Origin of the sequence: Corallococcus sp. CA047B (genome assembly GCF_003612065.1) — a bacterium.
Classification (GTDB): Bacteria; Myxococcota; Myxococcia; order Myxococcales; family Myxococcaceae; genus Corallococcus; species Corallococcus praedator.
In genome coordinates this window covers 24,709-49,854 of sequence record NZ_RAWD01000016.1, presented here as the reverse complement: position 1 = coordinate 49,854, position 25,146 = coordinate 24,709, and the positions used below count along the sequence as shown (strand labels likewise).

23 protein-coding genes and 1 tRNA gene are annotated in these 25,146 nt (G+C 65.8%); 19 read left to right on the top strand and 5 right to left on the bottom strand.

The features are described from left to right. Window positions 1–347 precede the first annotated feature (347 nt). Entirely contained in the window at window positions 348–719 is a 372-nt protein-coding gene (locus D7X74_RS45200) for an alpha/beta fold hydrolase (protein ID WP_370450713.1), read from the top strand. A 443-nt stretch (window positions 720–1,162) separates the two neighbouring features. Next, window positions 1,163–1,291 carry a hypothetical protein gene (locus D7X74_RS44820; protein WP_255424361.1) on the top strand — a complete coding sequence of 43 codons (129 nt, stop codon included), beginning with the start codon at window positions 1,163–1,165 and terminating at the stop codon, window positions 1,289–1,291. Window positions 1,292–1,360: 69 nt separating this feature from the next. Here D7X74_RS44820 and folD read toward each other — a convergent pair whose 3' ends face one another. After that, window positions 1,361–2,212, bottom strand: coding sequence for a bifunctional methylenetetrahydrofolate dehydrogenase/methenyltetrahydrofolate cyclohydrolase FolD (folD, locus tag D7X74_RS04960; protein WP_120531757.1), 852 nt, complete (start codon window positions 2,210–2,212; stop codon window positions 1,361–1,363). A gap of 78 nt (window positions 2,213–2,290) precedes the next feature. Here folD and D7X74_RS04955 point away from each other — a divergent pair, with 78 nt between their 5' ends. The 10 genes from D7X74_RS04955 (at window position 2,291) to D7X74_RS42600 (ending at window position 12,257) form a co-directional block, all read left to right on the top strand. Continuing rightward, window positions 2,291–3,106 carry a TerB family tellurite resistance protein gene (locus tag D7X74_RS04955; protein ID WP_233601977.1) on the top strand — a complete coding sequence of 272 codons (816 nt, stop codon included), beginning with the start codon at window positions 2,291–2,293 and terminating at the stop codon, window positions 3,104–3,106. A gap of 23 nt (window positions 3,107–3,129) precedes the next feature. Next, complete coding sequence (locus D7X74_RS04950; protein ID WP_120531755.1) at window positions 3,130–3,831, top strand: Smr/MutS family protein; 702 nt, start codon at window positions 3,130–3,132, stop codon at window positions 3,829–3,831. Window positions 3,832–3,867: 36 nt separating this feature from the next. Then, window positions 3,868–4,860 (top strand): adenosine deaminase, encoded by a 993-nt coding sequence (gene add, locus D7X74_RS04945; RefSeq protein WP_120531754.1) that lies wholly within the window; start codon window positions 3,868–3,870, stop codon window positions 4,858–4,860. 3 nt (window positions 4,861–4,863) lie between these two features. Further along, window positions 4,864–5,964 (top strand): quinone-dependent dihydroorotate dehydrogenase, encoded by a 1,101-nt coding sequence (locus D7X74_RS04940; RefSeq protein WP_120531753.1) that lies wholly within the window; start codon window positions 4,864–4,866, stop codon window positions 5,962–5,964. Window positions 5,965–6,136: 172 nt separating this feature from the next. Then, complete coding sequence (locus tag D7X74_RS04935) at window positions 6,137–7,624, top strand: hypothetical protein (protein ID WP_120531752.1); 1,488 nt, start codon at window positions 6,137–6,139, stop codon at window positions 7,622–7,624. Between the two features lie 190 nt (window positions 7,625–7,814). Next, window positions 7,815–8,471, top strand: a complete 657-nt coding sequence (locus D7X74_RS04930) for a hypothetical protein (RefSeq protein ID WP_147446476.1) — start codon at window positions 7,815–7,817, stop codon at window positions 8,469–8,471. 62 nt (window positions 8,472–8,533) lie between these two features. Next, a complete protein-coding gene (locus D7X74_RS04925; RefSeq protein ID WP_120531750.1) occupies window positions 8,534–9,700 on the top strand; it encodes a serine/threonine-protein kinase in 1,167 nt (388 codons plus the stop codon). A gap of 45 nt (window positions 9,701–9,745) precedes the next feature. Then, window positions 9,746–9,845, top strand: a tRNA-Sec gene (locus D7X74_RS42925). A gap of 111 nt (window positions 9,846–9,956) precedes the next feature. After that, entirely contained in the window at window positions 9,957–11,108 is a 1,152-nt protein-coding gene (locus D7X74_RS04920; protein WP_120531749.1) for a tyrosine-type recombinase/integrase, read from the top strand. A gap of 51 nt (window positions 11,109–11,159) precedes the next feature. Then, complete coding sequence (locus D7X74_RS42600) at window positions 11,160–12,257, top strand: hypothetical protein (RefSeq protein ID WP_147446475.1); 1,098 nt, start codon at window positions 11,160–11,162, stop codon at window positions 12,255–12,257. Here the strand turns inward: D7X74_RS42600 and D7X74_RS42595 are convergent. After that, window positions 12,254–12,766, bottom strand: a complete 513-nt coding sequence (locus D7X74_RS42595; protein ID WP_147446474.1) for a helix-turn-helix domain-containing protein — start codon at window positions 12,764–12,766, stop codon at window positions 12,254–12,256. The genes D7X74_RS42600 and D7X74_RS42595 overlap by 4 nt on opposite strands. A 280-nt stretch (window positions 12,767–13,046) precedes the next feature. After that, entirely contained in the window at window positions 13,047–15,371 is a 2,325-nt protein-coding gene (locus D7X74_RS04915; protein ID WP_120531748.1) for a DUF3854 domain-containing protein, read from the bottom strand. Between the two features lie 747 nt (window positions 15,372–16,118). Here D7X74_RS04915 and D7X74_RS04910 point away from each other — a divergent pair. The 3 genes from D7X74_RS04910 to D7X74_RS04900 all read left to right on the top strand — a co-directional run bounded on the left by D7X74_RS04910 (window position 16,119) and on the right by D7X74_RS04900 (window position 18,895). Next, window positions 16,119–16,340: a hypothetical protein gene (locus D7X74_RS04910; RefSeq protein WP_120531747.1), complete on the top strand. Its 222-nt coding sequence runs from the start codon at window positions 16,119–16,121 to the stop codon at window positions 16,338–16,340. Between the two features lie 87 nt (window positions 16,341–16,427). Then, the gene (locus D7X74_RS04905) at window positions 16,428–17,333 is read left to right on the top strand and encodes a hypothetical protein (RefSeq protein ID WP_120531746.1); all 906 of its coding nucleotides are present in this window, start codon (window positions 16,428–16,430) and stop codon (window positions 17,331–17,333) included. 395 nt (window positions 17,334–17,728) lie between these two features. Next, window positions 17,729–18,895: a serine/threonine-protein kinase gene (locus tag D7X74_RS04900; RefSeq protein WP_120531745.1), complete on the top strand. Its 1,167-nt coding sequence runs from the start codon at window positions 17,729–17,731 to the stop codon at window positions 18,893–18,895. A gap of 59 nt (window positions 18,896–18,954) precedes the next feature. Here the strand turns inward: D7X74_RS04900 and D7X74_RS04895 are convergent, their stop codons facing one another. Together D7X74_RS04895 and D7X74_RS04890 are read right to left on the bottom strand one after the other, a co-directional pair. Then, on the bottom strand, window positions 18,955–19,314 hold the full coding sequence (locus D7X74_RS04895) for a helix-turn-helix domain-containing protein (RefSeq protein ID WP_120531744.1): 360 nt from the start codon (window positions 19,312–19,314) through the stop codon (window positions 18,955–18,957). A 138-nt stretch (window positions 19,315–19,452) separates the two neighbouring features. Continuing rightward, complete coding sequence (locus tag D7X74_RS04890; protein ID WP_233601976.1) at window positions 19,453–19,704, bottom strand: helix-turn-helix domain-containing protein; 252 nt, start codon at window positions 19,702–19,704, stop codon at window positions 19,453–19,455. Window positions 19,705–19,961: 257 nt separating this feature from the next. On the opposite strand from D7X74_RS04890, the gene D7X74_RS04885 reads away from it, so the two are divergent. The 4 genes from D7X74_RS04885 (at window position 19,962) to D7X74_RS04870 (ending at window position 24,024) form a co-directional block, all read left to right on the top strand. After that, entirely contained in the window at window positions 19,962–21,863 is a 1,902-nt protein-coding gene (locus tag D7X74_RS04885) for a serine/threonine-protein kinase (RefSeq protein ID WP_233601975.1), read from the top strand. A 92-nt stretch (window positions 21,864–21,955) separates the two neighbouring features. Then, window positions 21,956–22,885, top strand: a complete 930-nt coding sequence (locus tag D7X74_RS04880; RefSeq protein WP_158622184.1) for a DUF2381 family protein — start codon at window positions 21,956–21,958, stop codon at window positions 22,883–22,885. A 47-nt stretch (window positions 22,886–22,932) separates the two neighbouring features. Next, entirely contained in the window at window positions 22,933–23,361 is a 429-nt protein-coding gene (locus D7X74_RS04875; protein WP_120531741.1) for a hypothetical protein, read from the top strand. A gap of 324 nt (window positions 23,362–23,685) precedes the next feature. Then, entirely contained in the window at window positions 23,686–24,024 is a 339-nt protein-coding gene (locus D7X74_RS04870) for an endonuclease domain-containing protein (RefSeq protein WP_158622183.1), read from the top strand. Window positions 24,025–25,146 lie beyond the last annotated feature (1,122 nt).

Genomic DNA, 25,146 nt, shown 5'->3' with positions numbered 1-25,146 from the left:
TCGGTGCGCCGCGTGCTTCGCGCGCGGCGCACCGAAAGACGCGCACGCGCCTGACCCGACCTCACCTCCACTGAGGCCGTATTCCACACGGGTGCAGGACCACGCGGCGTGCTCGGCTCAACGTGGGGCCTTCCGGTTGCGATGCGTCCCTGAGCGAGGCCGAACGGTCCGTCGCACCTGGAGCCAACCTCTGCTCCGGCTGTGATTGCAACGGCGCACTGCGCGGTGGCCAGCCACTTCACCTCGAACGTGCTGGTAGCGTGGCTGTGGAGGAGCCTCAGTACGAGGAGGTATACCTCCTCGCCTACGAGGACGTGCGGGTGGCCCGGGGCGGTATCGGCGGCGACATGCGCTTCTTCAACCAGGAGCGCCCCCACCAAGCGCTCGAGTACCGGACGCCCATGGCCCTCTACAGGGAGTCCGTCGCCCTGAAGAGGGCCGCGTCAGAAGGACGGGCCGCTGTTGCACAAGGTGGTTGCCCCCACCGGTTGCTTGAGAAGCTGGGGGTCGGTCACTTCTCGGCGATGGGTATGAGTTCTGGCGGCATGACGCTCCTTCATATGGCGACGAGCCAACCCAAGCGCATCGAGTCAATGGTGTTGATCAGTGCAACCTCCCATTTTCCCGACTCAGGCAAGGACCATCATGCGGAGAGCTTCGTTTGGCACCATGCCCCAACAAGTGCAAGAGATGTATCGGGAGTGCGCACACCGCGGTGATGAACAGATTCGTCAACTCATTGCGCAGTTCAATGCGTTAAGCGAAGACCACGACGATATGAATTTCAGTGCGAAAAGCCTATCAACCATTGCAGCGCGTACGCTCGTTGTGCACGGTGATCGCGACAGCTTTTCCCCGTTGATATTCCTGTAAGCATCTACCGTTCCATACCGGATGCGGCGTTATGGATTATTCCTGGCGGCGACCACGTTCCCATTGATGATCCCGAGGCTCCATTCACCTCGACAGCCCTGCAATTCCTTGATGGGCCACACAGCAGGTAGCACAAGTAGCAATTGAGCAACCGGGATGAGGGCCCGGCGCGACGGAAGCGCCAGCCGACGGAGAGCCGCCTGCCGGGACTTCAATGACAGACGGGCGGGTCCACGCGATGGCCCCACCCGACAGCTGTGACCCGTTCGAGGACGACGGTTGGTGTCCCGTGTCCGGAAACAAGGTCACCTGCAACAACGGCATCCAGATGTTCGCGGATCAGACGCCCGACGGCGGGTGCACCAACGCGGATGTCCGCAAGAACGCCGGAGGCCCGCCCGTCTGTCCGGAGTGGTGATTCCAGACACGCTCCAGGGCATGACCGCCTCCCTGCCAGACACGGGCAGGGAGGCCTACCACGCGCGACCTACTTCCCGGCGCGCTGCGCCGCCTCCAGCGTGTTCTTCATCAGCATGGCGATGGTCATCGGGCCCACGCCGCCGGGCACCGGGGTGATGAACGAAGCGCGCTCGGCGGCCGCGGCGAACTCCACGTCGCCCACCAGCTTGCCGTCCGCCTTGCGGTTCATCCCCACGTCGATGACGACCGCGCCGGGCTTGATCCACGCGCCCTTCACCAGCTCCGGCACGCCCACGGCCACCACCAGGATGTCCGCCTGCGCCACCTCCGCCGGCAGGTCGCTCTTGCGGTGACACACCGTCACCGTCGCGTCCTTCTGGAGCAGCATCAGCGCCTGGGGCTTTCCCACGATGTTGCTGCGGCCCACCACCACCGCCCGCTTGCCCGCCGGGTTGCACCCCACCTCTTCCAACAGCCGCATCACGCCCCAGGGCGTGCACGCGCGCGTGGCCGGCCGGCCCAGCAGCAGGTTGCCCGCGTTCATCGGGTGGAAGCCGTCCGCGTCCTTCTCCGGCCTCACCGCGGAGATGATGGCGTCCGCGTCCAGGTGCTTGGGCAGGGGCAGCTGCACCAGGATGCCGTGCACCGCCGGGTCCTCGTTGAGCTGGTGCACCAGCGCCAGGAGCTCGTCCTGGGTGATGGACGCGTCCGGGTGGTGCTCCCAGGAGTTGAAGCCCACCTCCTCGGCGGCCTTCTTCTTCCCCGTCACGTAGATTTTGGAGGCGGGATCCTCACCTACACGCACCACCGCGAGCCCGGGGGTGATGCCGCGCTCCGCCTTCAGGCGCGCCACCTCCTCCTTGATTTCCGCCCGCACGCGCGCCGCCACTGCCTTGCCGTCGATCAACTGGGCCGTCATGCGGCCCACCTTATGCAAAACTGGGCGGATTCAAGGGAGCGAAGCGAAGGCATGGGCGCTGGAAAAGTTCTCGGGGCGATGCTTGGACTCGTGGTCGGCCTCCTCATGGGCGGGCCCCTGGCCATCGTGCTCGCCCTCATCGCGGGCGTCGCCGTCGGCCATTATTTCGACGAGCAGAACGCCCCTCCTCCCTCGAACCCGGAGCTGTTCTCCGACTTCTCCGACTTCCCCACCGCCTCCAAGCGTCCCTCCCCCAGGGGGGACGGCCCCATGCCCGGGGAACACCGCGCCGTGGAGACCCCGCCGGAGGATCCGCTCGACCGGGAAATCGTCGCCGTCTTCATGGATGTGGCCCGCGCGGACGGGGAGCTGCGCCGCGAGGAGGTCCGGGAGATCCGCCGCTACTTCGAGGAGGTCCTCCACGCCGACCCCCACACCATCCAGGCGGTCGGCCGGTACCTCAAGGCGTTCATCGCCAAGCCCGCCTCGCTCAAGGCGGCCGCCTCCCTCAAGGCCTGCCAGGAAGCCCTCCCCGCGGACGAGCGGCTGCGCCTGCTGGACGCGCTCTACGGGATGGCGCTCGCGGACGGGCACATGCAGCGCTCGGAGACGGAGGTCCTGCGCCGCACGGCGGACGGCCTGGGCATCCCGGATGGGCAGATCCAGGCCCTGGCCCGCCAGCACCTGGGCGACGACGCCCCCCACTTCGAGTGCCTGGGCCTCAAGCCGGACGCCACCAACGCGGAGGTGAAGGCCGCCTTCCGCAAGCTCGCCGCCGCCCACCACCCGGACAAGTTCACCCAGCTGGGCCCCAAGGCCGCCGAGAAGGCCGCCCGCCGGTTCCAGGAAGTCCGCGACGCCTACGAGACGATCCGGAAGCTGCGCGACCTGTAGCCGGGTTAGAAACAGGGAACCCCATGAGCAAGCAGCCCCCGAAGAAGAAGGAAGCGGCCTTCCAGAACAACCCCTTCAAGTCCGCCATCAAGACGCTCCAGGACCAGGAGAAGCAGGAACAGCAGAAGGCCGCCGCGGAAGCCGCCGCGAAGAAGAAGGTCGTCGCGAAGCCCGTGAAGGCCGCCAAGGCCCGTCCCGAGGACGACGACGTGGGCCTCTTCTTCTCCGCCATGGACGGCGTGCACCAGATCACCAATCGGGGAGAGGCCCCCAAGGTGAACCCGCGCCTGCCGGAGATCATCGACGACAACGCGGAGGCCCTGGCCCAGCTGTCGGAGCTGGTCGCCGGTGAGGGCGGCTTCGACGTCGCGGACTCGAACGAGTTCATCGAGGGCGCCGCGCCCGGTGTGGACCGCAACCTGCTGCGCTCACTGCGCCGGGGGGACTTCTCCGTCCAGGACACGCTGGACCTTCACGGCAAGACGGCCGCCGAGGCCCGGGGCGCCGTGGAGCGCTTCCTGTCCGACAGCCAGCGCTCCAAGAAGCGCTGCGTCCTCATCGTCCATGGGCGCGGTTTGAACTCCAAGGACCAGGTGCCCGTGCTGAAGGAGGGCATGAAGGTGTGGCTGGCGCAGAAGCGGATGGAGCGGCTGGTGCTGGCGTTCGCCAGCGCACGTCCGCAGGACGGCGGGACGGGCGCGGTGTACGTGCTGCTGCGCCGATAGCTTTACGCGTGGCCGTGGCTGTGCATACATGCCGCCATGGTTCGCGACCTCATCGACCTTCATATCCACGTGGGTGGCGCGGTAGCCCCGCACATCCTGTGGTCCATTGCCCACCAGCAGGGCTTCAAGCTCCCGGTCAAAAACTACTTCGACTTCGTGGAGCTCATCACCTCCCGTCCGGGCAAGGTGGGCAGCCTCGACGACTACCTGAAGATCCTCCACACCTGGACGGAGAAGATCCAATCCTCTCCCAGCGCCATCGAGCGCTCCGTCTACGAGGTGATTGGCAAGGAGTACCGGGGCAGCCGCGTCACGCAGATCGAGCTGCGCTTCAACCCGATGAAGCGCAACCTGTCCTCCGAGCTGGACCTGGACCACATCATCCACGCCGCGCTCCGGGGCATGGACCGCGCGGTGCTGGAGTACGGCGTGAAGGTGGGCTTCATCTTCTGCCTGGCCCGCGAGTTCGACCACAAGCTCAACAGCATCATCGTGGAGAAGGCCATCAAGTACCGCTCGCGCGGCGTGTACGGCATCGACCTGGCCGGCACGGAGCGCGACGCCATGGAGCACAAGCCCGCGCTCGCGGAGTACGAGGACCTGTACGCCCGCGCGCGCAAGGGCGGCCTCAAGTGCACCGTGCACACCGGCGAGACGGCCGGCACGGGCTCCGAGGGCCTGATGGCAGCGGTGGAGAAGCTCAAGCCGAACCGCATCGGCCATGGCATCCGCGCCGCCTACGACGAGTCCGCCATGAAGGTCCTGCGTGAGAACAACATCACGCTGGAGCTGTGCCCCACGTCCAACATCCACACCAAGGCGGTGGCGGACCTGGCGGAGCTCAAGCACATCATGCAGACGTTGTGGGACCGCAAGGTGAAGTTCACCATCAACACGGACGGCCCCTACCTGCTGGAGACGGACATGCGGCGGGAGATTGAGATCGTCGAGTCCAACGGCCTGCTCACCACCGAGCAGGTGGACCAGGCACTCGCGTGGGCGCGCGAGGCGTCCTTCATCCCGGCCTGACGCATGTACGGCTTCACGCGCTCGCTGCTCTTCACCCTGCCCCCGGAGCCCGCACACCGGCTGGGCATGTCCGGGCTCGCGGCCCTGGGACGCATGCCGTCCCTGTGCCAGTCGATGCGCGAGCGCACCCTGCGCCAGGCGCCCATGGACCTGTCCGTGGAGCTGGCCGGGCTGCGCTTCGCCCACCCGGTGGCGCTCGCCGCCGGGCTGGACAAGGACGCGGAGGCCGTGGACGGGCTCTTCGCCTGCGGCTTCTCCGCCGTGGAGATTGGCACCGTCACGCCGAAGCCCCAGCCGGGCAACCCGAAGCCGCGCCTGTTCCGGCTGCCGGAGCACCGCGCGGTCATCAACCGCATGGGCTTCAACAACCACGGCGCGGCCACCGCCGCGGCCCACCTGACGGGCCGCGCGTGGAAGCCCGGCCCGCTGGGCGTGAACATCGGCAAGAACAAGGACACGCCGCTGGAGCGCGCGGTGGATGACTACGTGGCGTGCGTGGACGCGCTCGCGCCGCTGGGTGACTACGTCGTCGTCAACGCGTCCTCGCCCAACACGCCGGGCCTGCGCACGCTGCAGGAGCCGGAGCAGCTGTCCGCCCTGCTGCGCGCGGTGCAGGAGCGCATGGGCCAGGTGGCGCCGGGCACGCCGCTGTTCCTGAAGATCGCCCCGGACCTCACGCCGGAGGCCGTGGACGAGGTGGTGGACGTGGCGCTGGAGCGGGGGCTGTCCGGCCTCATCGCCACCAACACCACCATCACCCGGCCCTTCGAACACAAGCACTCGAAGGAGGCCGGCGGGCTCTCCGGCGCCCCCGTGCGCGAGCTGTCCAACGCCGTCATCCGCCGCGCGTACCAGCGCAGCCGGGGCACCCTGCCCCTCATCGGCGTGGGCGGCGTGTTCACCGCCCAGGACGTCTACGAGAAGCTGCGCGCGGGTGCCACCGTGGTGCAGGTGTACACGGGTTTCATCTACGAAGGCCCGGGCATGGTGGGCCGCATCCTGATGGACCTGGGTGCGCTGCTGGCCCGCGACGGCTTCGCCTCCGTGCGCGACGTGATTGGCGTGGACGCCCATCCGGGCGCGCCTGTCGCGGCTTCCCCTTAGCCGCGCCGCGCAGGAAACGCTGCCCTGCGACATCTGCCACCGGACTGTCTCTGCACTCCGGTGGCGGGTTTGAATGTCGCAAAGGCAGCACCCACATGCCCTCGAGGACGGGTGTCCGTCCAATCCCAGGCCCCCCACCGTCCGTCGGCTGTCGTGAAGCCAAGGAGCGGACATGCGCGTGAAGGCCTGGTGGGCCGTGGTCGGTGTGGGGCTGGTGGGATGTGGCGGAGTGGAGCCCGAGGCGGAAGCGGAGATGGCCCCACGGGATGCGACCGTCCAGGCCCAGGCGTGCGCCCCCGGGGTGGCGGTGAAGGTGAAGGACGTCATCGCTCCGGGGACCCCGCTTCCGCCGCCCTGGCGTCCGAGTCCCTACGGCCTGTCGGAGCTTCAGGGCACGCTCTACTTCGCGACGGAAGTCGTCGGAGGCCAGGCCTCGTTGTGGAAGAGCGACGGGACGACCGCGGGCACCGTCGTGGTGAAGGAGTTCCCCGCGCAGGGCACCACCGGCGACCGGGAGCTGGGCGGCTTCACCGCCGTGGGCTCCCAGCTCTTCTTCAGCATCAATGACACGGTGCTGGGCCGGGAGCTGTGGGTCACCGACGGCACGGAGGCGGGCACGCGACCCGTCGTGGACCTCACCCCGGGGGCCGAGGGCACGCAGTTCTCGTCCTTCGCGCAGTTGGGCGGCGCGCTGAGCTTCTTCCGCGGGGTGCCCCTGGCGCCCTCCGGGACCCGGCTGGAGTCGTGGCGGTCGGATGGCACGGCCGCCGGGACGGTCCGCGTGGTGGACTTCGGGACGCAGGCCACACTACAGGCAAGCACCGTGATCGCGGGAGGCGTGCAGTTGTTCTTCCTCCAGGACGCGGTGAATGGCACGCGGCTGTGGCGGACCGACGGCACGGCGGTGGGCACCTCCGCCATCAAGGCGCTGGACGCGGGCGAGCCCCAGGTGAGCGACCTCCGGGGCACGACCGGCGGCATCGTGTTCGCGCTGCGGGATGCGGGCAACACGGAGATCTGGAAGTCGGATGGCACGGCGGCGGGCACCGTGCGTCTGGAGACGTTCGGCCACGTGTCGAGCCTGCTCGGCGTCCTCGGCTCCCACGTCTACGTCTCCTACGGCACGACGGATGACCGGCTGAGACTGGCGCGCGTGTCCTTGTCGGGGGGAGGAAAGGCGACCGTGACGACCCTGCCCAACCCCTTCGCGGGACAGCCCGGCGCGCAGCCGTATCTCCAGATCGCGACACCAGTGGGCAGCAAGCTCTACCTCTCGGTTGCCATCGGCTCGCCGGGGCCCGCGCCTCGCAGGGTGGACCTCTGGGTGACGGATGGCACGGCGGCGGGGACACTGCAGTTGAACCAGGGACTGAGCACGTCGGATGAGAACTGGTCGACCCTCTTCAATACCGGCAGCGGCACCCTCCTCTTCACCAGCGCGGGCCCCAACGACGGCCAGGAGCCCTGGGTGACGGACGGCACGGTCGCCAACACGGGCCGCGTCGCGGACATCGGTCCAGACGGAGGCTCCAGTCCCCAGTCGTTCAGGCGCGTCGGGGACCGGATCTTCTTCGTCGCCAACGGTGGGCCTCCGGGCAACGCCCTGTGGTCCATGCCCGCCCACGTCACCTGCCCTGCACTGGCCCCCGAGGCCGGGTAGCTGACTTCGCGCGGCTCCGGCGTAGGGGAAAACCCTGATCCGGATCCGTGTCGTCCTCTCCCCGGCCGGCCCTGACGCGGCCCGCCGTGGGAGGTAGGGCACGGAAATTCGCTTTCCAGGGAGACAGGGGAAACTCCGGACACTCCCGGAACGATGATGGGAGAGGGAAATCCGTCGTCCGAGGTGCTCCGTGAAGATCATCCGCCCGCCGTCGAGTGCCACGCCGTCCGTGCAGTCCCCTCCGCGGTTGGATCCTCCAGCGGTCCCGCCTCCGCAGGGCCGGTTGGCACCGGTGAAGCAGGACCTCTTCGACCGTCCCGGTTCCCCGCCCAGCGCCCCCTCTGATCGCGTGCTGGGTGCCTCGGGCAACAGCGTCGCGGTCGGCGGGCGTGGCGCCTCGAACGCAGTCCTGTCGTCCTTCAAGCCCGAGAGTGCCATTCAGGCGAAGCCGGACCACTTCGAAGGGGGCTCGCATCCCTTCCGCCCCGTGGACGCAGGGACCGATCCGCTCGCGTCAGGCTCCAGCGTGAGGTCTGGTGGCCACTCCGGAACCGTTTGCGCGAACTTCGTGGATCCCGACGGGAAGGCGGGGGAAGCCGCGCCGAAGTCGAAGGGCGCGGAGTGGAGCTCGAAGCTGGCCCGGGCGGTGGCGGAGCTGGTGAAGACGCTGCAGGCCGAGCCTTCGACGGAGGAGCCCGCCGAGGGGGCTCGCGGCGGTCGGATCTCCACGGGCGACAGCAGCCGGTCGTCGGGGACGACGCACTCCAAGGGCTCCCAGGCGCGCGAGGGAGCCGAGGAAGACGCGGCCCCGCCCCAGGACAGCTCCCGGGTGGCCTCCAACGGCTGACGGGAAGAACGTCTGTCCTCCCCGAGCGGCCCTGGCGTCAGTGGCGGTAGACTTGCCCCGGAATGAATGACGTCCAGCAACTGGGGCCGTACCGCGTCCTGCGGGAGATTGGCGAAGGCGGCATGGGGCGCGTCTCGCTCGCGGAGCGCGAGGGCTGGGACGCGCCGGTCGTCCTCAAACGCATCCATTCCGAGCACGCGGCCGACATCCGCTTCCGCCGCCGTCTGCTGCGGGAGGCGGAGGTGGCCGCGGGCCTGCACCACCTCAACGTGGTGCGGGTGCTGGAGACGGGCGTCATCGACGACCAGCTCTACCTGTCCATGGAGTACGTGGCGGGCTCCAGCCTCGCGCACGTCCACGCGGCGAGCCGGCCGGAGCTGCTGCCGCTGGCGCCGGTGCTGGATGCCATCGCGCAGGCGTGTGACGGGCTTGCGTACGTGCACCGCTTCGTCAATCCAGAGTCGGGCAAGTGGATGGAGCTCATCCACCGCGATGTGTCGCTGGACAACCTGCTGTTGTCCTTCACCGGCACGGTGAAGGTCGCGGACTTCGGCATCGTGAAGACATCCGAGGGCACGCAGACGACATCGGGCGTGGTGATGGGGAAGCTGGCGTACATGTCCCCGGAGCAGATCCGCGACGAGCCGCTGGATGCGCGGGCGGACCTGTACTCGCTGGGCGTCTGTCTTTATGAATTGCTGGCGGGACGGCGGCCGTTCCCCATCCAGAGGGGCCGGGCGGTGATGGAGTCGGTGCTGTACGACGCGCCCCCGCCGCTCACGCCGCTGCGCCCCGGGATTCCGGCGTCGCTGGTGTCGCTGGTGGAGACGCTGCTCGCGAAGGACAGACGGGCAAGGCCCACGGAAGCGACGGAGGTGGCCAAGGCGCTGCGCGCGGAGCTGGCGACGTTGGGTGAATCTCCGCTCTTCCCTTCCCGGCTGATGGAGCCGCCCGTCCCCATGCCGCCCAAGCCGCGACGGGCGCCACCTGGGCCCGTGCCGGCAGCGGCGCCCGTGCTTCCGCCGGCCACGGAGGTGATGCGCACGGAGGCCCTGCCCACGAGGCCCGTGGAGCGCGCGGCCCCTCCGCCCCGCTCGGAGTCACCGACCCAGTTCGTGGGCCCCCGGGTCTTCACGGCACGCGCGCCGGAGAAGCCCTGGCGCAAGTGGGTGGCGCTCTCCGTGACGGGAAGCCTGCTCGCGGCGGCGGCGGCCTGGTGGCTGAGCTGATCCAGGTGCGGGTTCGCATGGCGAGGCCCGTGTGGCGTCCCGATTGGGAGTGAGACGAAGCGGTGTCGAGATTGTTGGGCTTCAAAACCGGTGAGGGGCGCTGAGAGGCGTCCCTGGCGAGTTCGATTCCCGTGCCCTACCGCCATGTATTCCTTGGGGTTTTCTGACGCGGCCCTGATCGGGTTGCGGGACGCCCCACCCTCCTGTACCTCTCGTACCCAAGTTTTACCCAAGTAAGGGGGTATGGGAGTCGCGCATGACGAAGTGGAGCGGGGGTCGCACGTACACGGCCACCGACGGAAGCGCGCGCTGGATCATCCGCAAGACCGTCGCCGGGGTCGCGCACAACGTCACGCTGGACGTGCGGAGCGAGGCCGAGGCCCTGGCCGAGCTGGCGGCCTTCCGCCGCAACCCGGCCGCGTACCGGACCGCGAGCCAGGAGCGCCAGGACGAGGCCCAGCAGGCCCAGGAGGACGCCGCGCAGGCAGTGTTCCTGGACGAGGATCGCGCCCGGCGGTTCCTCCAGCACCTGAAGGCCAGCGGCAGGTCCGACGAGTACCTGAAGAGCACGCGCAGCTACCTGGCCGCGTGGGCAACGGCGCTCGCGGACAAGGACCTGCGCGCGGTGACCGGACCGGCGTTGAAGAAGACCCTGGCCACCTGGGACACCGGCAAGAAGTGGCGCATCATCGTCTTCAAGTCCTTCACCTCGTTCCTTCAGGACGCGGGCGAGCTGGACCCGATGGTGAACCCCGGGCGCTTCCTGAAGGTCCCCCCTGCCCGCCGGAACCACGAACTCAAGGGCTACAGCATCGAGCACGTCCAGAAGCTCTACGCGGCCCTCGGCTCGCAGGCGATCCGCGACGTGCTGTGCCTCCAGGCCAAGACCGGGATGCACGGCACCGAGGTAAACCGGCTCGCGAGCGGTGACGGTAAGATCACGGTGCTGAAGGACCAGGGCGAGATCGCCGCCACCGTCACGTTCAAGCACAAGACCGGGAAGCGGTTCACCTTGTCGCTCGATGCGCAGGGGCTCGCCGCCGCCAAGCGCCTCCAGGCCCGGGGCTCAGCGCCAGATCGCCAGACCATCCGCGAGGCCGTGGAGCGAGTGGGCGCGCGCACGGGTCTGGAGTTCATCCACTTCGGCGCGATCCGGCACAGCTTCGCAACGTGGCTGGTCGAGCGGGGCCGCATCTACAATCCGAAGGGCGGTGGCTTGTCTCTGGAAGCCGTCGCTCAGGCGCTCAACCACAGCAGCACGAGGACCACGGCCCTCCACTACGTGAGCGCCACGGTGCCGCCGATGTACGTCGTCCCCATTCGACTTGAGCATCCCGAGGATCCGATTGCAATTCAAGCGATGCAGACCACATCGGATAGGATTCAGATGCAGCCCCACGCCCCGTGACCACTTCGCATCCCAGGCACACACGCAACAAATACCTACAGATAAACACACATGAGCATAAAAAAGAGCGGCACGAAGAAAGCCACAACAAAGAAAGCCAGCAAGAGCGAGCCGAGGATGCGGAATCCGCTCAGACCGCCATCCACGATCCAAAAATTGTACGACGTGCTCTGGCAGCTGGAGGCGTGGCTTCGAGAAATGGTCTACGTGGAACTACGCACCCGGGATGCCGCCTGGGAGACGGCCATTAAAAAGCGTGTCAAAAACTGGCCACCCAGATCCCAGACGAACGACAAGGCATACTGGCACATGTCAACTCGCCACCAGAGCGCAGTGTCATACCTAACGACAGGCGAACTATTCGACATCATCTGCGATGACGAAAATTGGAACCTTTTTGAGGACTATTTCCCAAAGAAGGCTCTGTTTTTGGCCAAGATCGACGAAATAAAGCAGATTCGCAACCGCGTGGCACACTTTCGCGCCCCTCATGACAACGATCTAGATCGCGTCCGATTGTTGCTGAAGGATATCGACACTGGAATCTGGAAATTCTGCACTAGCTACAATGAACAATTGGGCAGCCTGCCCAAAGGATTCTCCGACCCAGCCACTAGATACTTCGCCAAAACCCATCCCGTGCGCGCCGTTGTCGAAATGAACGTCATTGCAGACTCTGGACATGGTGAGCATTGGCTTTATGCCAGAGATCGTCTCAACCCATCTCTCGGCGTTTTCCTACGGTATTCAGTTCGCAATTGGGCTACACTGACCCCACCCTCAATCATGGGACATGCTGGGGTAATCTATCGCGTGAGTTTTATGGCACTGCGCGCTGGGGATGGATCGCTGGCGCATGAGCATGTTCTTCAGGAAACGCAATCCGTACACAAGAATTGCACTCACATCGCCCTGAGCGGCCCAAGAAGCATGGAAGTGTCAGTTCCAGCGATAGTCGGCGAAGACACAGTCACGAAAACGATAGAGCGATTCGTTGAGGTATGCTCAAAGTACGCGCGTTTCCCTTCTCCAACGAGCAGATCCTGGCTCGCAACGCTTGCCAATAGATGGCCTGAATACGTGCTACCCCCAAGCCATCCACTGGGATTTCTCACAGACGATATGCCTTGCAACATGTTCGTCCTCTAGATATCAAGCTTGCGTATCTTTGCACCCGGATCCCGAACTGCTTGACTGGTCTGCCTCCCACTCTTGTGCATCGGTGTCCTCGTATTGGCCGACGCAGGTCGACGCCTATGTGGCCTGCACGACCGGTGGCCCTTCCGTGGGTCTTCCTCCGCGAGCATCGCCTTGATGCTCGCCACCAGAATCATCGTGGACCGCCCGACCTTCGGTGCCCGTTCCAACCGGCCCTGCGCCACGAGTTTGAAGACCTGTGACCGCTTGCAGCCAAGCATCTCCGCTGCTCGCTCCAGCGACACGGCCGAGGCGTTCTGCGTGGCGGATTGGACGCGAAGCGCTCGAACCTCGCGCTTGATCTCGGCCAGTTCCTGGAGGATGGCGCAGTCCACGGGCGCGGGTTCGCGGTCTTCAAAGGACACGGCAGGTCGAAAGAATGGAATGGGAATGAGGTCCGACGGTGGTTCCGGCCGAGCAAGCAAGGAGCCTGTACGGATGTAGCTGAAATTCTCGGTCATGGACGTGCACTCGACCGGTTCCCATCGGAGCCGGTGAAAGGTTGCGAAGATGTGGATCGATCCGAGGGCCCAAACAACCACGGCGGTGGAGGACGGCGCTCGTGACGCCCGGTGACGACCCGGTTCGGTCGGGCCAGAAGAAGGGGGCAGTTCCTTTTCTCTTCTGCTTCTTCTGACTCAACCAAAGGGTCGTCACGGGTGTCACCGACGCGCTACCCGAGCGAGATCGGAGTGACAGCCTCAACGGCTCCGGTTGTCACTCCGGCCGTCACGGTCGTCATCAGCGAGCCGGTCCCCGCAGCACCTGTGGAAACGCCTCCGGAGGGAATTGTAGCTCATTCCTCCCCTCGGCCAGGTTCTCGTAATACCGCTCGGAGTTGGAGCGCCGGTAATTGATGCCATGGGTGCGCTCCATCCATTGCTTGAAATCGCTGAGTTCGTTGTCGCTCAGGTGCTCGGCGCGCGCTCGCTTCGAGACGATGTTGGCCGTGAGCTTCGCGCCCTGGGCGAAGACGAAGTTCTCGTCGAAGAAGTCCTGGAACTTCTGCTCGAAGGAGGCAGCGCGCTCATCCTGGAGCGCGCGCGTGGTGTCCGTCAGTGGCAGGTCACCATGATGCGGACACAGGCGCTGGTAGATGAGCCTGCACATCCACAGGAAGCCCGGCAGTTCGACCATGAGCCGGGACCGCCACGTCGGGTCGTCCTTGCGCTTGCTCTCGGCGATCTCGATGTAGAGCATCCTGGAGCGGTCCGAGTTCTGGCTGCTGATCTCCGGCTTCGGGTTGCTGGCCACGAACAGCTTGGTCTTGAGCGGGTACGAGAACGGCGTCTGGCCCTTGTACTCGACCAGGACGTGATCGCCGCTCGTGAGGTTCCGGACGATCTCCATCATGCCGAATCGGGGGTTCTTGCAGTCGGCGTAGACCGCGAGGCGCTTGCCGTAGAAGGCGCTGTAGACGAACTGGTTGCCCTTCAAGTGGCTGTTCGTGATGCCCGTGGCAGCCGGGCCGAACACCTCCATCAACACACCGAGCACCACGGACTTCCCATCCTGCCCCTCGCCCCGTAGCCACAGATACTGGCGTCCCATGTTCTTCGGCTCGAAGCAGGACCAGACGTAGGCCATGAACGTCTCGCGGTCACTCAGCCGCTCCAGGAACTCACTCCATGCCGGGCAAGGGGCCTGGGTGGGCTGCCAGTCGAAGCGTTTGAAGCAGAGCCGCTGGTCCCCCTCGAAGCAGAATGGCTCCGGCTCAGCCACGAGGCGCGGGCATTCCTTCTTCCAGAGCAGGATCGCATCGCCGAGGAGTTTGTCCGGCGGGATCTGACCGAAGCGCGCCTTCAGGTGGTCATGAAGAACCTGTCGCAGGTGTGCGTCACCGTGGAGCAGGTTCACCTCCCGGCGGGCGTTCATCGAAAAGATGCGCTCGATGCCATCCTCGGCCCGCAGGAGCGCGAACCGCTTGTTCAGCACCGGGACGCAGTGCTCCACGAGCTTCGCTGTCCCGAAGTTCGTGTACGCGGCCTCGGCGGTGAGCACTTCGGCAGGAGATGCGTGGTTCGCGATCTCGTCCTCGTCGATACCGCTGAGCCTCTTCTTTGCCTCCCTCTGCCACCGGTTGAAGTCGTGCCTCTTGAGCAAGAGCCGCGCGAGCTTCGCAACCCGATCGAAGTCGAGCATCTGCTGCTTCCGGTTCATGTCGTCCCAATGCTGCTGCAGCCAGTCCAGGGCCTCGGCCACGTTGAATGGTCGAACCGAGTCCTGAAGAAGCTCCAGACGGCACTCCCGCTCCGGAGAGGACACGGCGAGGTAATCGTCGATCCCCAGCTTCTCCTCCCCCTTCTCGTGCGGCAGGTACGCGACTTCGACGGTGGCACTCTCTCCGGCAAGGAGCACACCGAGTTGGTGGAGGCCCGAGAGGACGTTCCCGTTGGTGTCCACGTCGGAATCGAAGCAGATGATGAAGGTCTTGTCCGCGACGGCGAGCCGCTTCAGCCCCTCGGCGAGCACGCGCTCGTCCCTGCCCTCACACTTCGCGATCCAGCGCGCATTGCAATCGCCGCCGTTCTGCGCCCCTTGGATGGCAACGGCCGCGAGGCCCGCCTGACGCAGCGCCAGTGCCTTGAACTCGCTCTCGCAGATCCAGATCCTCGTGGTCGAGTGCAGGAGAGAGTCATCCACGCCGAACGGGTAGTACACGGGCGAGCCTTTGCCGCATGGGCACAGGTACTTCGGGCCCTCAATGAACTGCGGCGGCGGGTCGCGCATGTACTCAGCCGCGATGCTGTTCGGCACCTGGTCCTCGGGAACCGGCACCCAAGGATCATCGGGCCGCAGTTTCACGTACCCGGCGTATCCCGGGTACGGAATCACGAGTCCGGGGGCTGGGATGGACCGGTGGCCACCACGCCGGTCGAGAAGTTCAGCTCCCTCTTCCGGTGTCCAGTACGCGCGAATCCCGGCCTTGCTCGCGGTTTCGGCGGTGATGCCACGCTCAGTCAGAGCCGCCTGCGATGCGGCAGAGAACTTTGGCGTGTTCGTGTTGTTCCCCGTGTCGGTGTGGGTGTTGCTGCTGCACTCATTGAGGTTCGTCGAGTTATCCATATCGAAGAGATATCGAATCGAGTTGATGGCCCACTGCGCCCCCAGGGGCGACACCGAGCACCACGCGCGGTAGGGCGTCGATATGGATGTATCGAATTCAGGCTCCAGGCTTCCCTCTTGGTGGGCAAGGGAGCATGTGAGCCTCAGAGCGCATCCATGCGGTGAGTGCGCATGAGGCACGAGGCTCAGTTGCCCAACCGCGCGATCCTGAGCCGTGGACCGGCCAGGGGATTCGCGGCGTACACCGGACGGCAACCTTCCGTGTATGAGCCGAGGCACCCGCTGGAGCACGGAGGACCTGGACGCGATGATCGCGGCCTGGGAGAAGTCCGGGCTGACCTCGGAGCAGTTCACGGCCACGTCCGCGCCAGGGCTGCCTGCGCGTACCCTACGGCTGCACCGCCAGCGAAAAGAGAAGGAGATCCACGCAGAGCTTCAGCGGCTTCGGGATGAAAACGCGACGCTCCGATCGATGCTCGAAAGGAGCGCGTTGGTCCCTGGTGGTTGCCGGGCGGCAACCGTCAGCGACCCCAACGGCCACGGCATTGGAGATCGCCATGTGGCAAACGGAACCGAAGCCCCTTCGCCGACCGCGACCGGGCCGCCAGCATCGGAGCCGGGACAGCCGCGCGTGGTGCCGCAGGACCAGGTTGCCGGACCCTCCCCCGGTGATCACGAGGGTCGTGTGCTCGTAGGGGAAAACACCGAGCCTGTGCCCTCGAAGCGACCGGCGTTCTCCTGGGATTGATGGCCCCGCGCCTGCTGGCCGATGTCGGGCGCCATCTACCGCTGGTCTTGTTCCACGAACCGAACCACTTCACGCGCGAGATCGTCTCCTGCGGCAAGAATCGCAGCGACGCATTCGAGGCCATGATCGTGTACTGGATGATGGCGACCGCAGACGAGCACGACATCATTCGGCTCCTGGACCGCACGGTCCTGCTCAAGCTCCCTACGGCCAGTTTCTGACGAGCTTCAGGATGCGAGGTGAGGGCTCAGTCTTGTGGCGGCAAGGGTGAGCGAGCAACCAACGATGGCATCAGGTACGCTGCACGAATGGAACGGCAACAATTCGCCGCGCTCTACGCCAAGGCGCAGAAGCATCGAGACCAGCTCCGGGGGAACTCGCAGCTCGCGGAGTTCTTCCCGCCTAGAAGCCTGCCCTTCCCTCCGGTCCTTGGGTTCGGGCTGCCCCATAACGAGCGGCACGTCCCCGTAGTCACAATTGCGCTGAACGCGAGCGCCGAGGAATTTCCTGAACATCTCCCCATTGAGGACGACGTCCAGAAGCAGTGGGTCGCGCAGGACAACTACTTCGCCAACCCCTATGAGAACTGGTGGTCCCTCGCAGGTGAAATGCTGAGGAAGGCAACCAATGGGCGGCTCACCTATGGCTCGACAGCGGCGCACGTTGACTTCACCGCGATCGTGACGGCGAGTGGGATGGATTCCACCTACAACAAGATCAAGGACCGGGTGCGCGAAGACGTGCGCGCGTGGATGGAGCACTCGCTGACTGACACCTTCGTGCAGCTCCTGTCGAGCCTCGTCCATCAGAACGGCACCAAGGCGGCGCTGGTCCTGGGCTTCGCGCCCTCGTTCCCCGGCAAGGACGACCGGGCGGGGGGCATCACGCTCGACGAAACCTTCTGGCGAGCGAACACGTGCGTCAACTTCGTCGGCGAAGGTGGCGTTGCCGTGAAGGATCAACCCACTGTTGCCTGGGGCCGCATGACGGGCCAGCGCGTTCCAGAGAACCTGCGGAAGTTGCCGTTCTTCTTCGTGTCGAAGAGCCCAAGCTCGTTGTATTCGACGGTGCGAGACGACGACGCCAAGCGGGCACCACTCGTCGCTGCTGCGGCACGCCTGGCGCCCCATCTCGGAGGCGTGCTCGGAATAACGAGCGCTTCCCGAGCAGGGTTTATGGTGCGGCGCAAGTCGCCCACGTCCACCGCTACGTAGGGCTCCGTGCCCGTCAGCCGCTGGTAGCTGAATAGTGCCCTCATGGCGGGACAAGAACCTTCGAACGGACGAGATACGTGACAATCGCTCGGCGGAGGGCATGGGGGCGCCCAGACCGGCATAGCGCGCAGCTCGGCGGACGACGCCGAAGCTCGTGAGCTGAGAGAGAAGATTCCGGGCAAGGAGCAGAGGCTGAACTTGAGCAAGGGCAGGCGATCCGCCGCACGCGCTCGGTCGAGCCCTACGGTCACTTGTAATACCCCTTGGGTTTATGAATAGTAGACCTCTGACCGCGAGCACCACCGGCCCCATCTCCCGCAGCCGAGGCCACACCAGGGAGCCGGAAGGCCCGAGCCAGCCTCCACCGCGAGTCCCTTCCCGCTTGGAGACCGCACATGACCGATGACAGCACGCCGACCGACGAAGCACTGATCGAGGACGCGACGCCGGAGAACAGCTCCGACCTGGAGAGCGCCCGCCCCCAGCTCCAGTTCACCATCGAGACCACCACGTACGAGACCATCCGAGCGTTGGAGCGCCGGGGTAACGGCGAGGTGGTGCTCCTGGCCGAGCGTCACCTCCCCCATGGACTCGCCGGGCACGTCACCATCAAGCGCCTGCGCAATCCCGTCACTTTCGAGCGCTGCCAGCGGCTGATCGAGGAGGTCCAGCTCGCCTTCCGCCTCCACCACCCGGCCATCGCCCAGGTCCATCACCTGAAAATCCACGCCGACCGGCCGCACGTCATCGCGGAGTACGTGGACGGCCCCACGCTGGACACCATCATCAGCCTCGCCACCATGCGCGAGAAGCCGCTCTCCGCGCCGTTCGCCCTCTATATCGCCGCCGAGGTGGCCGACGCCCTCCACCACGCGCACACGCTGAGAGATTCGGAGAACCGGCCGCTGGGCATCATCCACCGCGATGTGGCGCCCCGGAACATCCGCGTGGCCCGGAGCGGCGAGGTGAAGGTGACGGACTTCGGCGCCACCTACTCGCTCATGGTGGGCCGGGAGGAGACTCCGGGCCTGCTGCTCAAGGGCGACGTGGCGTACGCCTCGCCCGAGTACCTGCACCGCAAGCCCATGGATGGCCGGTCCGATATCTTCTCGCTGGGCCTCGTCCTCATGGAGATGCTGACGTGCAAGCACCTCTTCGACGTGGAAGACGAAAAGGCCCCCAACGCCACCGTGGACGTGAAGACGGAGGAGACGCCCTCGGTGCCCCTCACGCAGATGATCGCGCTCGTGAACCGGTACCGCCCCGAAGACGTGGAGAACGTGATGGCGGGCCTGCCGGACGTGCTCAAGGCCATCGTCCACAAGGCCCTCCAGCGCAAGCTCTCCGAGCGCTACGCCACGGCCGCCGAGATGCGCGATGCGCTGCGGGCAGCGCTCGCGGCGGAGTCACAGCCCTTCGGGAGGAAGGAGGCGAGCGAGGAGCTGGCGCGGATGCTGTCGGAGGCGTCCGTCCTGCGCGACCGGGTGGAGCTGGACGAAGAAGGCATCTTCCCCGAGGGCCTGGACGCCGACGAGGCGACGCCCGCACCGAACGAAGAGTGAGAACGGGCGGCCGAACATTGCTGGAAGCAAGCGGGCCCCAGGTGTGGGCCCGCATCGTTTCAGCGCAACAACACCTGGGCCACCGTCACGAGGGCATCGAGCTGGTCCTCGTCCATCTTGCGCGCGAGGCCGGTGAGCTGGCGCAGCTTGGGCGCCCCGCCCTGCCCTCGCTCCTTCTTGCCGGACTTCGCCCCCTCCTCCGCGTCCGCGATCCCCAGCAGCTCATCCGAGGAGATGCGCAGCACCGAGCACATCCGCAGCAGCGTCTGGACGCTGGGCAGCATCTTCCCGCGCTCCAGGCGGCTGTAGACCATGTGCGCCAAGCCCAGCTTCTCGGCCACCTCCGCCTGCGTGAGCCCGAGCTGCGTCCGGGCCTCACGGGCGGCACTTCCAATACGGGTCGCCAGTTCTTCGTTCATGCGTCGGGGTACCAGGAACACCGGGAACCAGGTCTGGCGCAGGCAAGGGGCTCGCGCCTCGGGGACGCCCCTTCCTGCCGCATCTTGGCGATCATGTCGATGCGCGATCCGCACCCCGTCACGTGGCGGCGCCTCCCCCTATGTGCCGGAGCCATCGAGAGCAAGGGCCTCCATGGCTTTGGCGCACAGGATGAAGTCCACGGAGACACGGAGGACACCGCACAGGCCCACCAGCGTGGGGAGGCTGGGCAGCAACCGGCCGCGCTCCAGGCGGCTGAACACCAGCGTCGGCACGTGGATGGCTTCGGCCACCTGGGCCTGCGACAGGCCCGCGCGATGCCGGGCGGCGCGGACATTGGTTCCTATCTGCTGGGAGAGCTTCGCGGACATGAGGGGACCTGGGAGAAAGAGGGAAATGCCGCTTCGGCGGCACTCCGAGCATATAGCCCATCAGGTTCAACCGTAGTATCCGCCCAGGATTTATCCCTCTCCCGCGCCCCTTCGCGGGGGGAACTCGTACGAGTTCCACTGCCGGTTGAGAGCATGGCCAGGAACGCCGAACCCACCCGCCCCGCCCAAGGAGAGGACACTTGAGCCCGCGTCTGCATCCCGTTGTGCCCCCGGGCACGGACATCGGCGGGTACCTCGTGGAGGCGAAGCTGGGGGCCGGGGGTTTCGGTGCCGTGTACCGCGCCCGGCGTGGAGGGCGGCTCTACGCGCTCAAGCTCATTCCGCTCTGGGGGCTGGCCGAGTGGGCCGAGCGTGAGGTGGCCATCCTCCTGCGGCTCAAGCACTCCAATCTGGTGCGCATCCGGGGCCACGGACAGTGGCCGGACGAGGCGCCCCAATCCTTTTTCATCGTCATGGACTACGTGGAGGGACGTAGGTTGGACGTGTGGGCCAAAGGGGAGAATCCCTCGGCCCGCGAGGTCGCACTCAAGGTGCTCGGCGTGGCGCGCGGGCTGGGGGCCGCGCACCGGGCGAAGGTGGTGCATCGAGACCTGAAGGAGAGCAACGTCGTCGTGCGCGCATCGGACGACGAGGCGGTGGTGGTGGACTTCGGCGCGGGCGGGTACGAGAGCGCCCCCAGCATCACCGGCGGCGTGCTGCCACCGGGCACCCCGGAATACCGCGCGCCCGAGGCCTGGCGCTTCCAGCAGGAGCACGGGGACGAGCGTGGCCGCTCCTACCAGCCCAGCCCCTCGGATGACCTGTACGCGCTGGGGGTCGTTCTCTATTGGCTCCTGACGGGCAGGCAGCCCTTTCTTCCGGACGAGGCCGCAGGGGTGGAGGCCGTGATCAACCGCGCCCCCAAACCGCCCCACGTGCTCAACCCGCGCGTCCCCGAGGCCCTGAGTGCCATGTGCATGCGCTTGCTGGCGAAGGAGCCTGAGGATCGCCACCCGGGCGCCGACGCGCTGTGCGCGGGGTTGGAGGCGCTGCTGGCCCAGACGGACGGGTCCTGGGACGTGAAGCTCTGTGACACCTATGGCCCGGACACCGCCACCACGCTCGCCGAGCTGCCGCACGCGGGCGAAGACGAACTCGTGCAGTGGTTGAAGAAGCGCAAAGCCCGGCCTCGCCGGGGTCCGCGTCAGCAAGCGGAAGATGCCGCGCACGATCCGGAGTCAAACGCAGCGGCCATCCAGGCCGAGCTGCCGCCTCCAGTTCCCGCTCGCCCCAGTCCCACGCCTGCTCCGCCCCTGGCACAAGCTCGCCACTTCCATGACCTGCGCGCGGCGATCTGGATGGGGCTGCTGGTGATTTTGGGCGTGGGAGTGGGCGTGCTCGTGATCGCGCGCAACCTGCGGTCCTCATCTCCAGCTCCGGCCGCACGTCACGCCTTGGAGCCTCGTTCCAGCGCAGCCTCGTTCTCACCGTCAGCCGCCTCCACGTTCACGCTTGCGCTATGGGCTCCTGGTCAGGAAGTGGCGGCCCCTTGGATGCCACCGGAAGCTCAGGAAGCCGCAGCCGCGCTCAATGGCGCGCGCACCCTTGCGGCCGTCGCCCTTCCCGCGACGCTCTCCGAGGAGAAGGCTTCCGTGAAGATGAAGAAGAACACCGGCGTGTCCCCTGGCAAGGCGCTCGGCCTGGGGATCGCGGCCTGCCTGACGATGGCCTGCCCTGGCCCCCAGGTGCGCCCGACGCCCCCGCCCGAGGACTGCCCCCCGGGAGCCGTCGAGGCGATGGAAAAGCTCGGCATCAAGGTGGGGGATGAAAAGCTAGAGGTGACTTGGTCTGCGCGCGGGGAGGACTCCGGGCGCCGCTCCGTGAAGGAGGGGTGGACCAGCATCCGAGTCTTCTCAGGCAGCCACGAAATCGGAATGCACCCAGATACCATTCTGTCCGGGAAGCTCCATTTCGGAGATCGCGTCTATGGCCGCTTCACCGAGGCCCGGCTGCCCAAGGGAGGTGGCACCGTACGCGTGTGCATGGAGCTGCGGGACGGGTCCGGCAAGCGTGGTCTGGAACGAGAACCCGGCTCCACGGAGGGCAACGTGAAGGTCTGGGACACCGGGTACGTCCGGGCAGTGGATCGCTTCGAGTAAGCGCATCCGGGCGCACGCGTCGTTTGCTCGGGGCGTGGTAGGGGCGGCACCTCGGGCCTATATGTTCGCGCCCACTCCGGAGGACTTGTCTCGTGTCCGCGTCAGCACCCATCGCCCTGCTGGTCCTGGTGGCCCTCCTTGGCTGGACGGCCCACGCCGATGAGCCGTCACGACTCCCAGCCTGCGACTCGGCCCAGGAACAGATCGCGCTCCCGGACGAGCCCGAAGGCAGGGTGTACGAAGTCTGCATCAGCCCGGGCCTGGCGACTCTGATTGTCTTCTTCTCGGCCGAGTTGAAGCGCGAGAACCTGACGCTGGAGGGAGCCGACCGATTCACCGTGGTGGAGGCAGGAAAGCGCAGCATCTCGCTCCTGCCCTCCGAGAACGTTGTTCCTGGCGAGCGGCTGAAGCTGACGGCCCGCTTCGCGGACGGAGAGTCCCCCCCGAGCATCAGCTTCGTGCTGGTGGTGCATCCGGCCCGTGCCACGCGCCAGGTGGAGGTCTTTCGCCAGAAACGCACCTTGGCGTCCTACCAGCAGGCGGAGAAGGAGAAGGACCTCCAGCTTCAGCAGTGCCGCGAGGAGACGGTACGGCTCCGCTCGGAGTGTGAAGGGCCACGCGGCTTGACGGGACTCCTGGCCGCGAGGCGCATGGACAGGAACGGGGTCGTGGCCAAGGACGTCATGAAGGACATCAATAAGCATCCAGCGAGTGCCCTCAATTTGAAGAGCGCCATCAGCTACCGCGCCAGCGGGCTCGTGGCTGTGGTGGTGTCGCTGGAGGCGCCCGCCGGGGCGTTACCGTGGACTGCGGCCGGAGCCGAGCTGGTGGGCCCTGGCCGCCGCACGCTGCGCGCGCTGCCCGCCTGGCAGAGTGAGCCCATTGACCCCAGCGTGATTGATGGTCGGGTTGTGATCGAGGCAGAGGCGACGGAGCAGGAGACCCGGGGCAGCTTCAGGCTCAAGCTCTGGAACGAGGATGGAACCCGAAGCGTGATCGTCTCCGGGGTGACGTTCCCATAAAGGCGCACGGCGTGTTGCCGGGGGCTCTCATTTCACGAGGTGGTCAGATGAACGCTGTGATCCTCAAGTTCAACGTCGCCAAGGGGAATTACTGGGGAAACGAAGCGCACCCGAACGGCATTGGCCTCCAGACGCTGTGCTCGATCACTCAGGCGGTGGTGGACGTTGTCACTTCGAAAGGTAGCATCTACGTCTACCGGGTGGGGCGAACGCCGGAGTACTTCGGCCCGATGAGCTGTTCACCCGAGATTGTCCACGAAAAGGGCGCCTTTTACCGGGTGCTGTTGACCGGGAATTTGGTGAACCAGGCAACTGGGTTCCTGAATGGGGCAATGGCGAACCAAGTTCAGAAAAAGTTGGATTCCTCCGAGGGGGTGCTCATCCAGGGACGCAACGTGCGCGCCTTCCACTTCAACGACGACCAACCAGCGGAACTCATGCTTTCGCCACCCTTTGTCCTGGTGAACTCTGCCTGATGGTAACCCGGCGCCCGCTCCCGTCTTAAGCAGCGGATCGTGGGGTGACTATGCATCGGCAACCGCTCCATCCCAAAGTCGTATCCAGGACGAGCGGACACGGTTGGGCCTCTATGGACGCGCCGCCTGCCCCAGAGGGAAACCGGCCGACCCTCCATCCCCGGGCACTTCGAGACTCGGGGTGGCGGGGCTGGGAACCCGGCCAGGACCGTGGGGTTGCAGACGGCGCGATTAACAACTCTTCGGTGTATAATCCCCCAACACCTTCCTGTGAGTCTTATGCCCAAAAGAAAGAATGTCGTATCCGGCGATGTGCCTGAACACATGAAGGATCTCGCCCAGGAGAACAGGGAGAATCCTACCGAGGCTGAAGCTATTCTCTGGAAGCAGCTTATGAACAAGAATCTTGGCGTCACGTTTTGGCGCCAGCACTGCCTCAATATCGACGATCACAACTACATCGTGGATTTCTTTTGCGAATCCTTGAATCTGGTCGTGGAGGTCGATGGGCCAGCTCACCAGTTCAATCAGAAGAACGACGCTATTCGTGAATGGCGCATCAAGAAGTTGGGAACCCGCATGATGCGTTTCTCGAACGAAGAGGTTCTTAAGAATCCGAAACGAGTAGCCAACAAGATCCTCAACGCGATGAACGAGATCTGACATGCACCACATTGCTCCAGACATGCTCCGCGCATCTGTGGATGCCATGAATGACACTTTCGATTCCCATGATGTCATTCGACACATCATGCGATCCTGCCCTCAGGAGTATGTGCGCGAGTTGTATTCGCGAGTCCACCTTCCGGACCCAATCCTGGCCACGCATGCCGAGATCGGTCGCGCGCTCGGCCGACTAGAAGTGATTGAGAAGGCCGCTCGACTGGACAGCCCAAATGTTCGCGGAGAGGTAGCTACCGAAAATCAGGGATGGAGAAAGATCCAGCGATCTGCCTGAAGCCGCTCTACGGTCGGTCACACCAACATGCCCAAAGAAAACCACCATCGACGTACAGGCGAGATCGTTAGAGCCCTGTTCGGGATCGTCATGGGGCAGCCCGGGCTCAAAGGCTCCGTGGCCATGAGCCAGCTCATGGAGCAAATGAATCTGAGCGAGCCAGAGGTCCGCAGGGCATCGTGGGGAACGACCGGAGCGACCAAAGCAGGCTGGTTCCGGAAACAGCCTCACGGACGCTGGACGGTCACGGAGGAAGGTCGGCGCGCATACGACGAGTTCACTGACCCAGAGGGGTTTCACCGCGAGTTGGACCGCCTGTACCACGAGTGGACCCAGACCCATGGCAAGTCGCGCAAGTAGCGCTATCCTGCCTCCATGCCAGACCTCCGAGGAACATCGCCCAATGGGCTCGACCCGCGCGACCTGACGATCGAGCAGGATCCCGACAGCCCGTCGAGTCTCATCGTATGGGTGCATCCACCCGGCTCTGGGCCCGGCGCCGGTTGGTCGGTGCGTGTGCGCAAAGACCAGTTCAAGAACTTCATCCAGAGCCTCCCTGAGGCCCTGCTCATCCCCTGAAGAAGGGGCCTGGACGACCGGCCGGGTTCGTACCCAAGCTGTACCCAAGATGAACGGACGCGGGTGGACCTCCATGGACGCTCCACCTACCCCGCTCCAGAGGGAAACCGGCCAACCCTCAATCCTCCCGGGCACCTCACGGCTCAGGGTGGCGGTGCTTCAAAACCGGTGAGGGGCGCTGAGAGTCGTCCCTGCCGAGTTTGATTCGCATGCCCGACCGTCACGGCTTGTCGGCCATGGCGTCCAGC

What these genes read in the sequence shown, in the direction of transcription:
- D7X74_RS45200 (WP_370450713.1), top strand. Translation starts at nt 348, where the DNA reads ATGCGCTTCTTCAACCAGGAGCGCCCCCACCAAGCGCTCGAGTACCGG.
- folD (WP_120531757.1), bottom strand. Translation starts at nt 2,212, where the DNA reads ATGACGGCCCAGTTGATCGACGGCAAGGCAGTGGCGGCGCGCGTGCGG.
- D7X74_RS04955 (WP_233601977.1), top strand. Translation starts at nt 2,291, where the DNA reads ATGCTTGGACTCGTGGTCGGCCTCCTCATGGGCGGGCCCCTGGCCATC.
- D7X74_RS04950 (WP_120531755.1), top strand. Translation starts at nt 3,130, where the DNA reads ATGAGCAAGCAGCCCCCGAAGAAGAAGGAAGCGGCCTTCCAGAACAAC.
- add (WP_120531754.1), top strand. Translation starts at nt 3,868, where the DNA reads ATGGTTCGCGACCTCATCGACCTTCATATCCACGTGGGTGGCGCGGTA.
- D7X74_RS04940 (WP_120531753.1), top strand. Translation starts at nt 4,864, where the DNA reads ATGTACGGCTTCACGCGCTCGCTGCTCTTCACCCTGCCCCCGGAGCCC.
- D7X74_RS04935 (WP_120531752.1), top strand. Translation starts at nt 6,137, where the DNA reads ATGCGCGTGAAGGCCTGGTGGGCCGTGGTCGGTGTGGGGCTGGTGGGA.
- D7X74_RS04925 (WP_120531750.1), top strand. Translation starts at nt 8,534, where the DNA reads ATGAATGACGTCCAGCAACTGGGGCCGTACCGCGTCCTGCGGGAGATT.
- D7X74_RS04920 (WP_120531749.1), top strand. Translation starts at nt 9,957, where the DNA reads ATGACGAAGTGGAGCGGGGGTCGCACGTACACGGCCACCGACGGAAGC.
- D7X74_RS42600 (WP_147446475.1), top strand. Translation starts at nt 11,160, where the DNA reads ATGAGCATAAAAAAGAGCGGCACGAAGAAAGCCACAACAAAGAAAGCC.
- D7X74_RS42595 (WP_147446474.1), bottom strand. Translation starts at nt 12,766, where the DNA reads ATGACCGAGAATTTCAGCTACATCCGTACAGGCTCCTTGCTTGCTCGG.
- D7X74_RS04915 (WP_120531748.1), bottom strand. Translation starts at nt 15,371, where the DNA reads ATGGATAACTCGACGAACCTCAATGAGTGCAGCAGCAACACCCACACC.
- D7X74_RS04910 (WP_120531747.1), top strand. Translation starts at nt 16,119, where the DNA reads ATGGCCCCGCGCCTGCTGGCCGATGTCGGGCGCCATCTACCGCTGGTC.
- D7X74_RS04905 (WP_120531746.1), top strand. Translation starts at nt 16,428, where the DNA reads ATGGAACGGCAACAATTCGCCGCGCTCTACGCCAAGGCGCAGAAGCAT.
- D7X74_RS04900 (WP_120531745.1), top strand. Translation starts at nt 17,729, where the DNA reads ATGACCGATGACAGCACGCCGACCGACGAAGCACTGATCGAGGACGCG.
- D7X74_RS04895 (WP_120531744.1), bottom strand. Translation starts at nt 19,314, where the DNA reads ATGAACGAAGAACTGGCGACCCGTATTGGAAGTGCCGCCCGTGAGGCC.
- D7X74_RS04890 (WP_233601976.1), bottom strand. Translation starts at nt 19,704, where the DNA reads ATGTCCGCGAAGCTCTCCCAGCAGATAGGAACCAATGTCCGCGCCGCC.
- D7X74_RS04875 (WP_120531741.1), top strand. Translation starts at nt 22,933, where the DNA reads ATGAACGCTGTGATCCTCAAGTTCAACGTCGCCAAGGGGAATTACTGG.
- D7X74_RS04870 (WP_158622183.1), top strand. Translation starts at nt 23,686, where the DNA reads ATGAAGGATCTCGCCCAGGAGAACAGGGAGAATCCTACCGAGGCTGAA.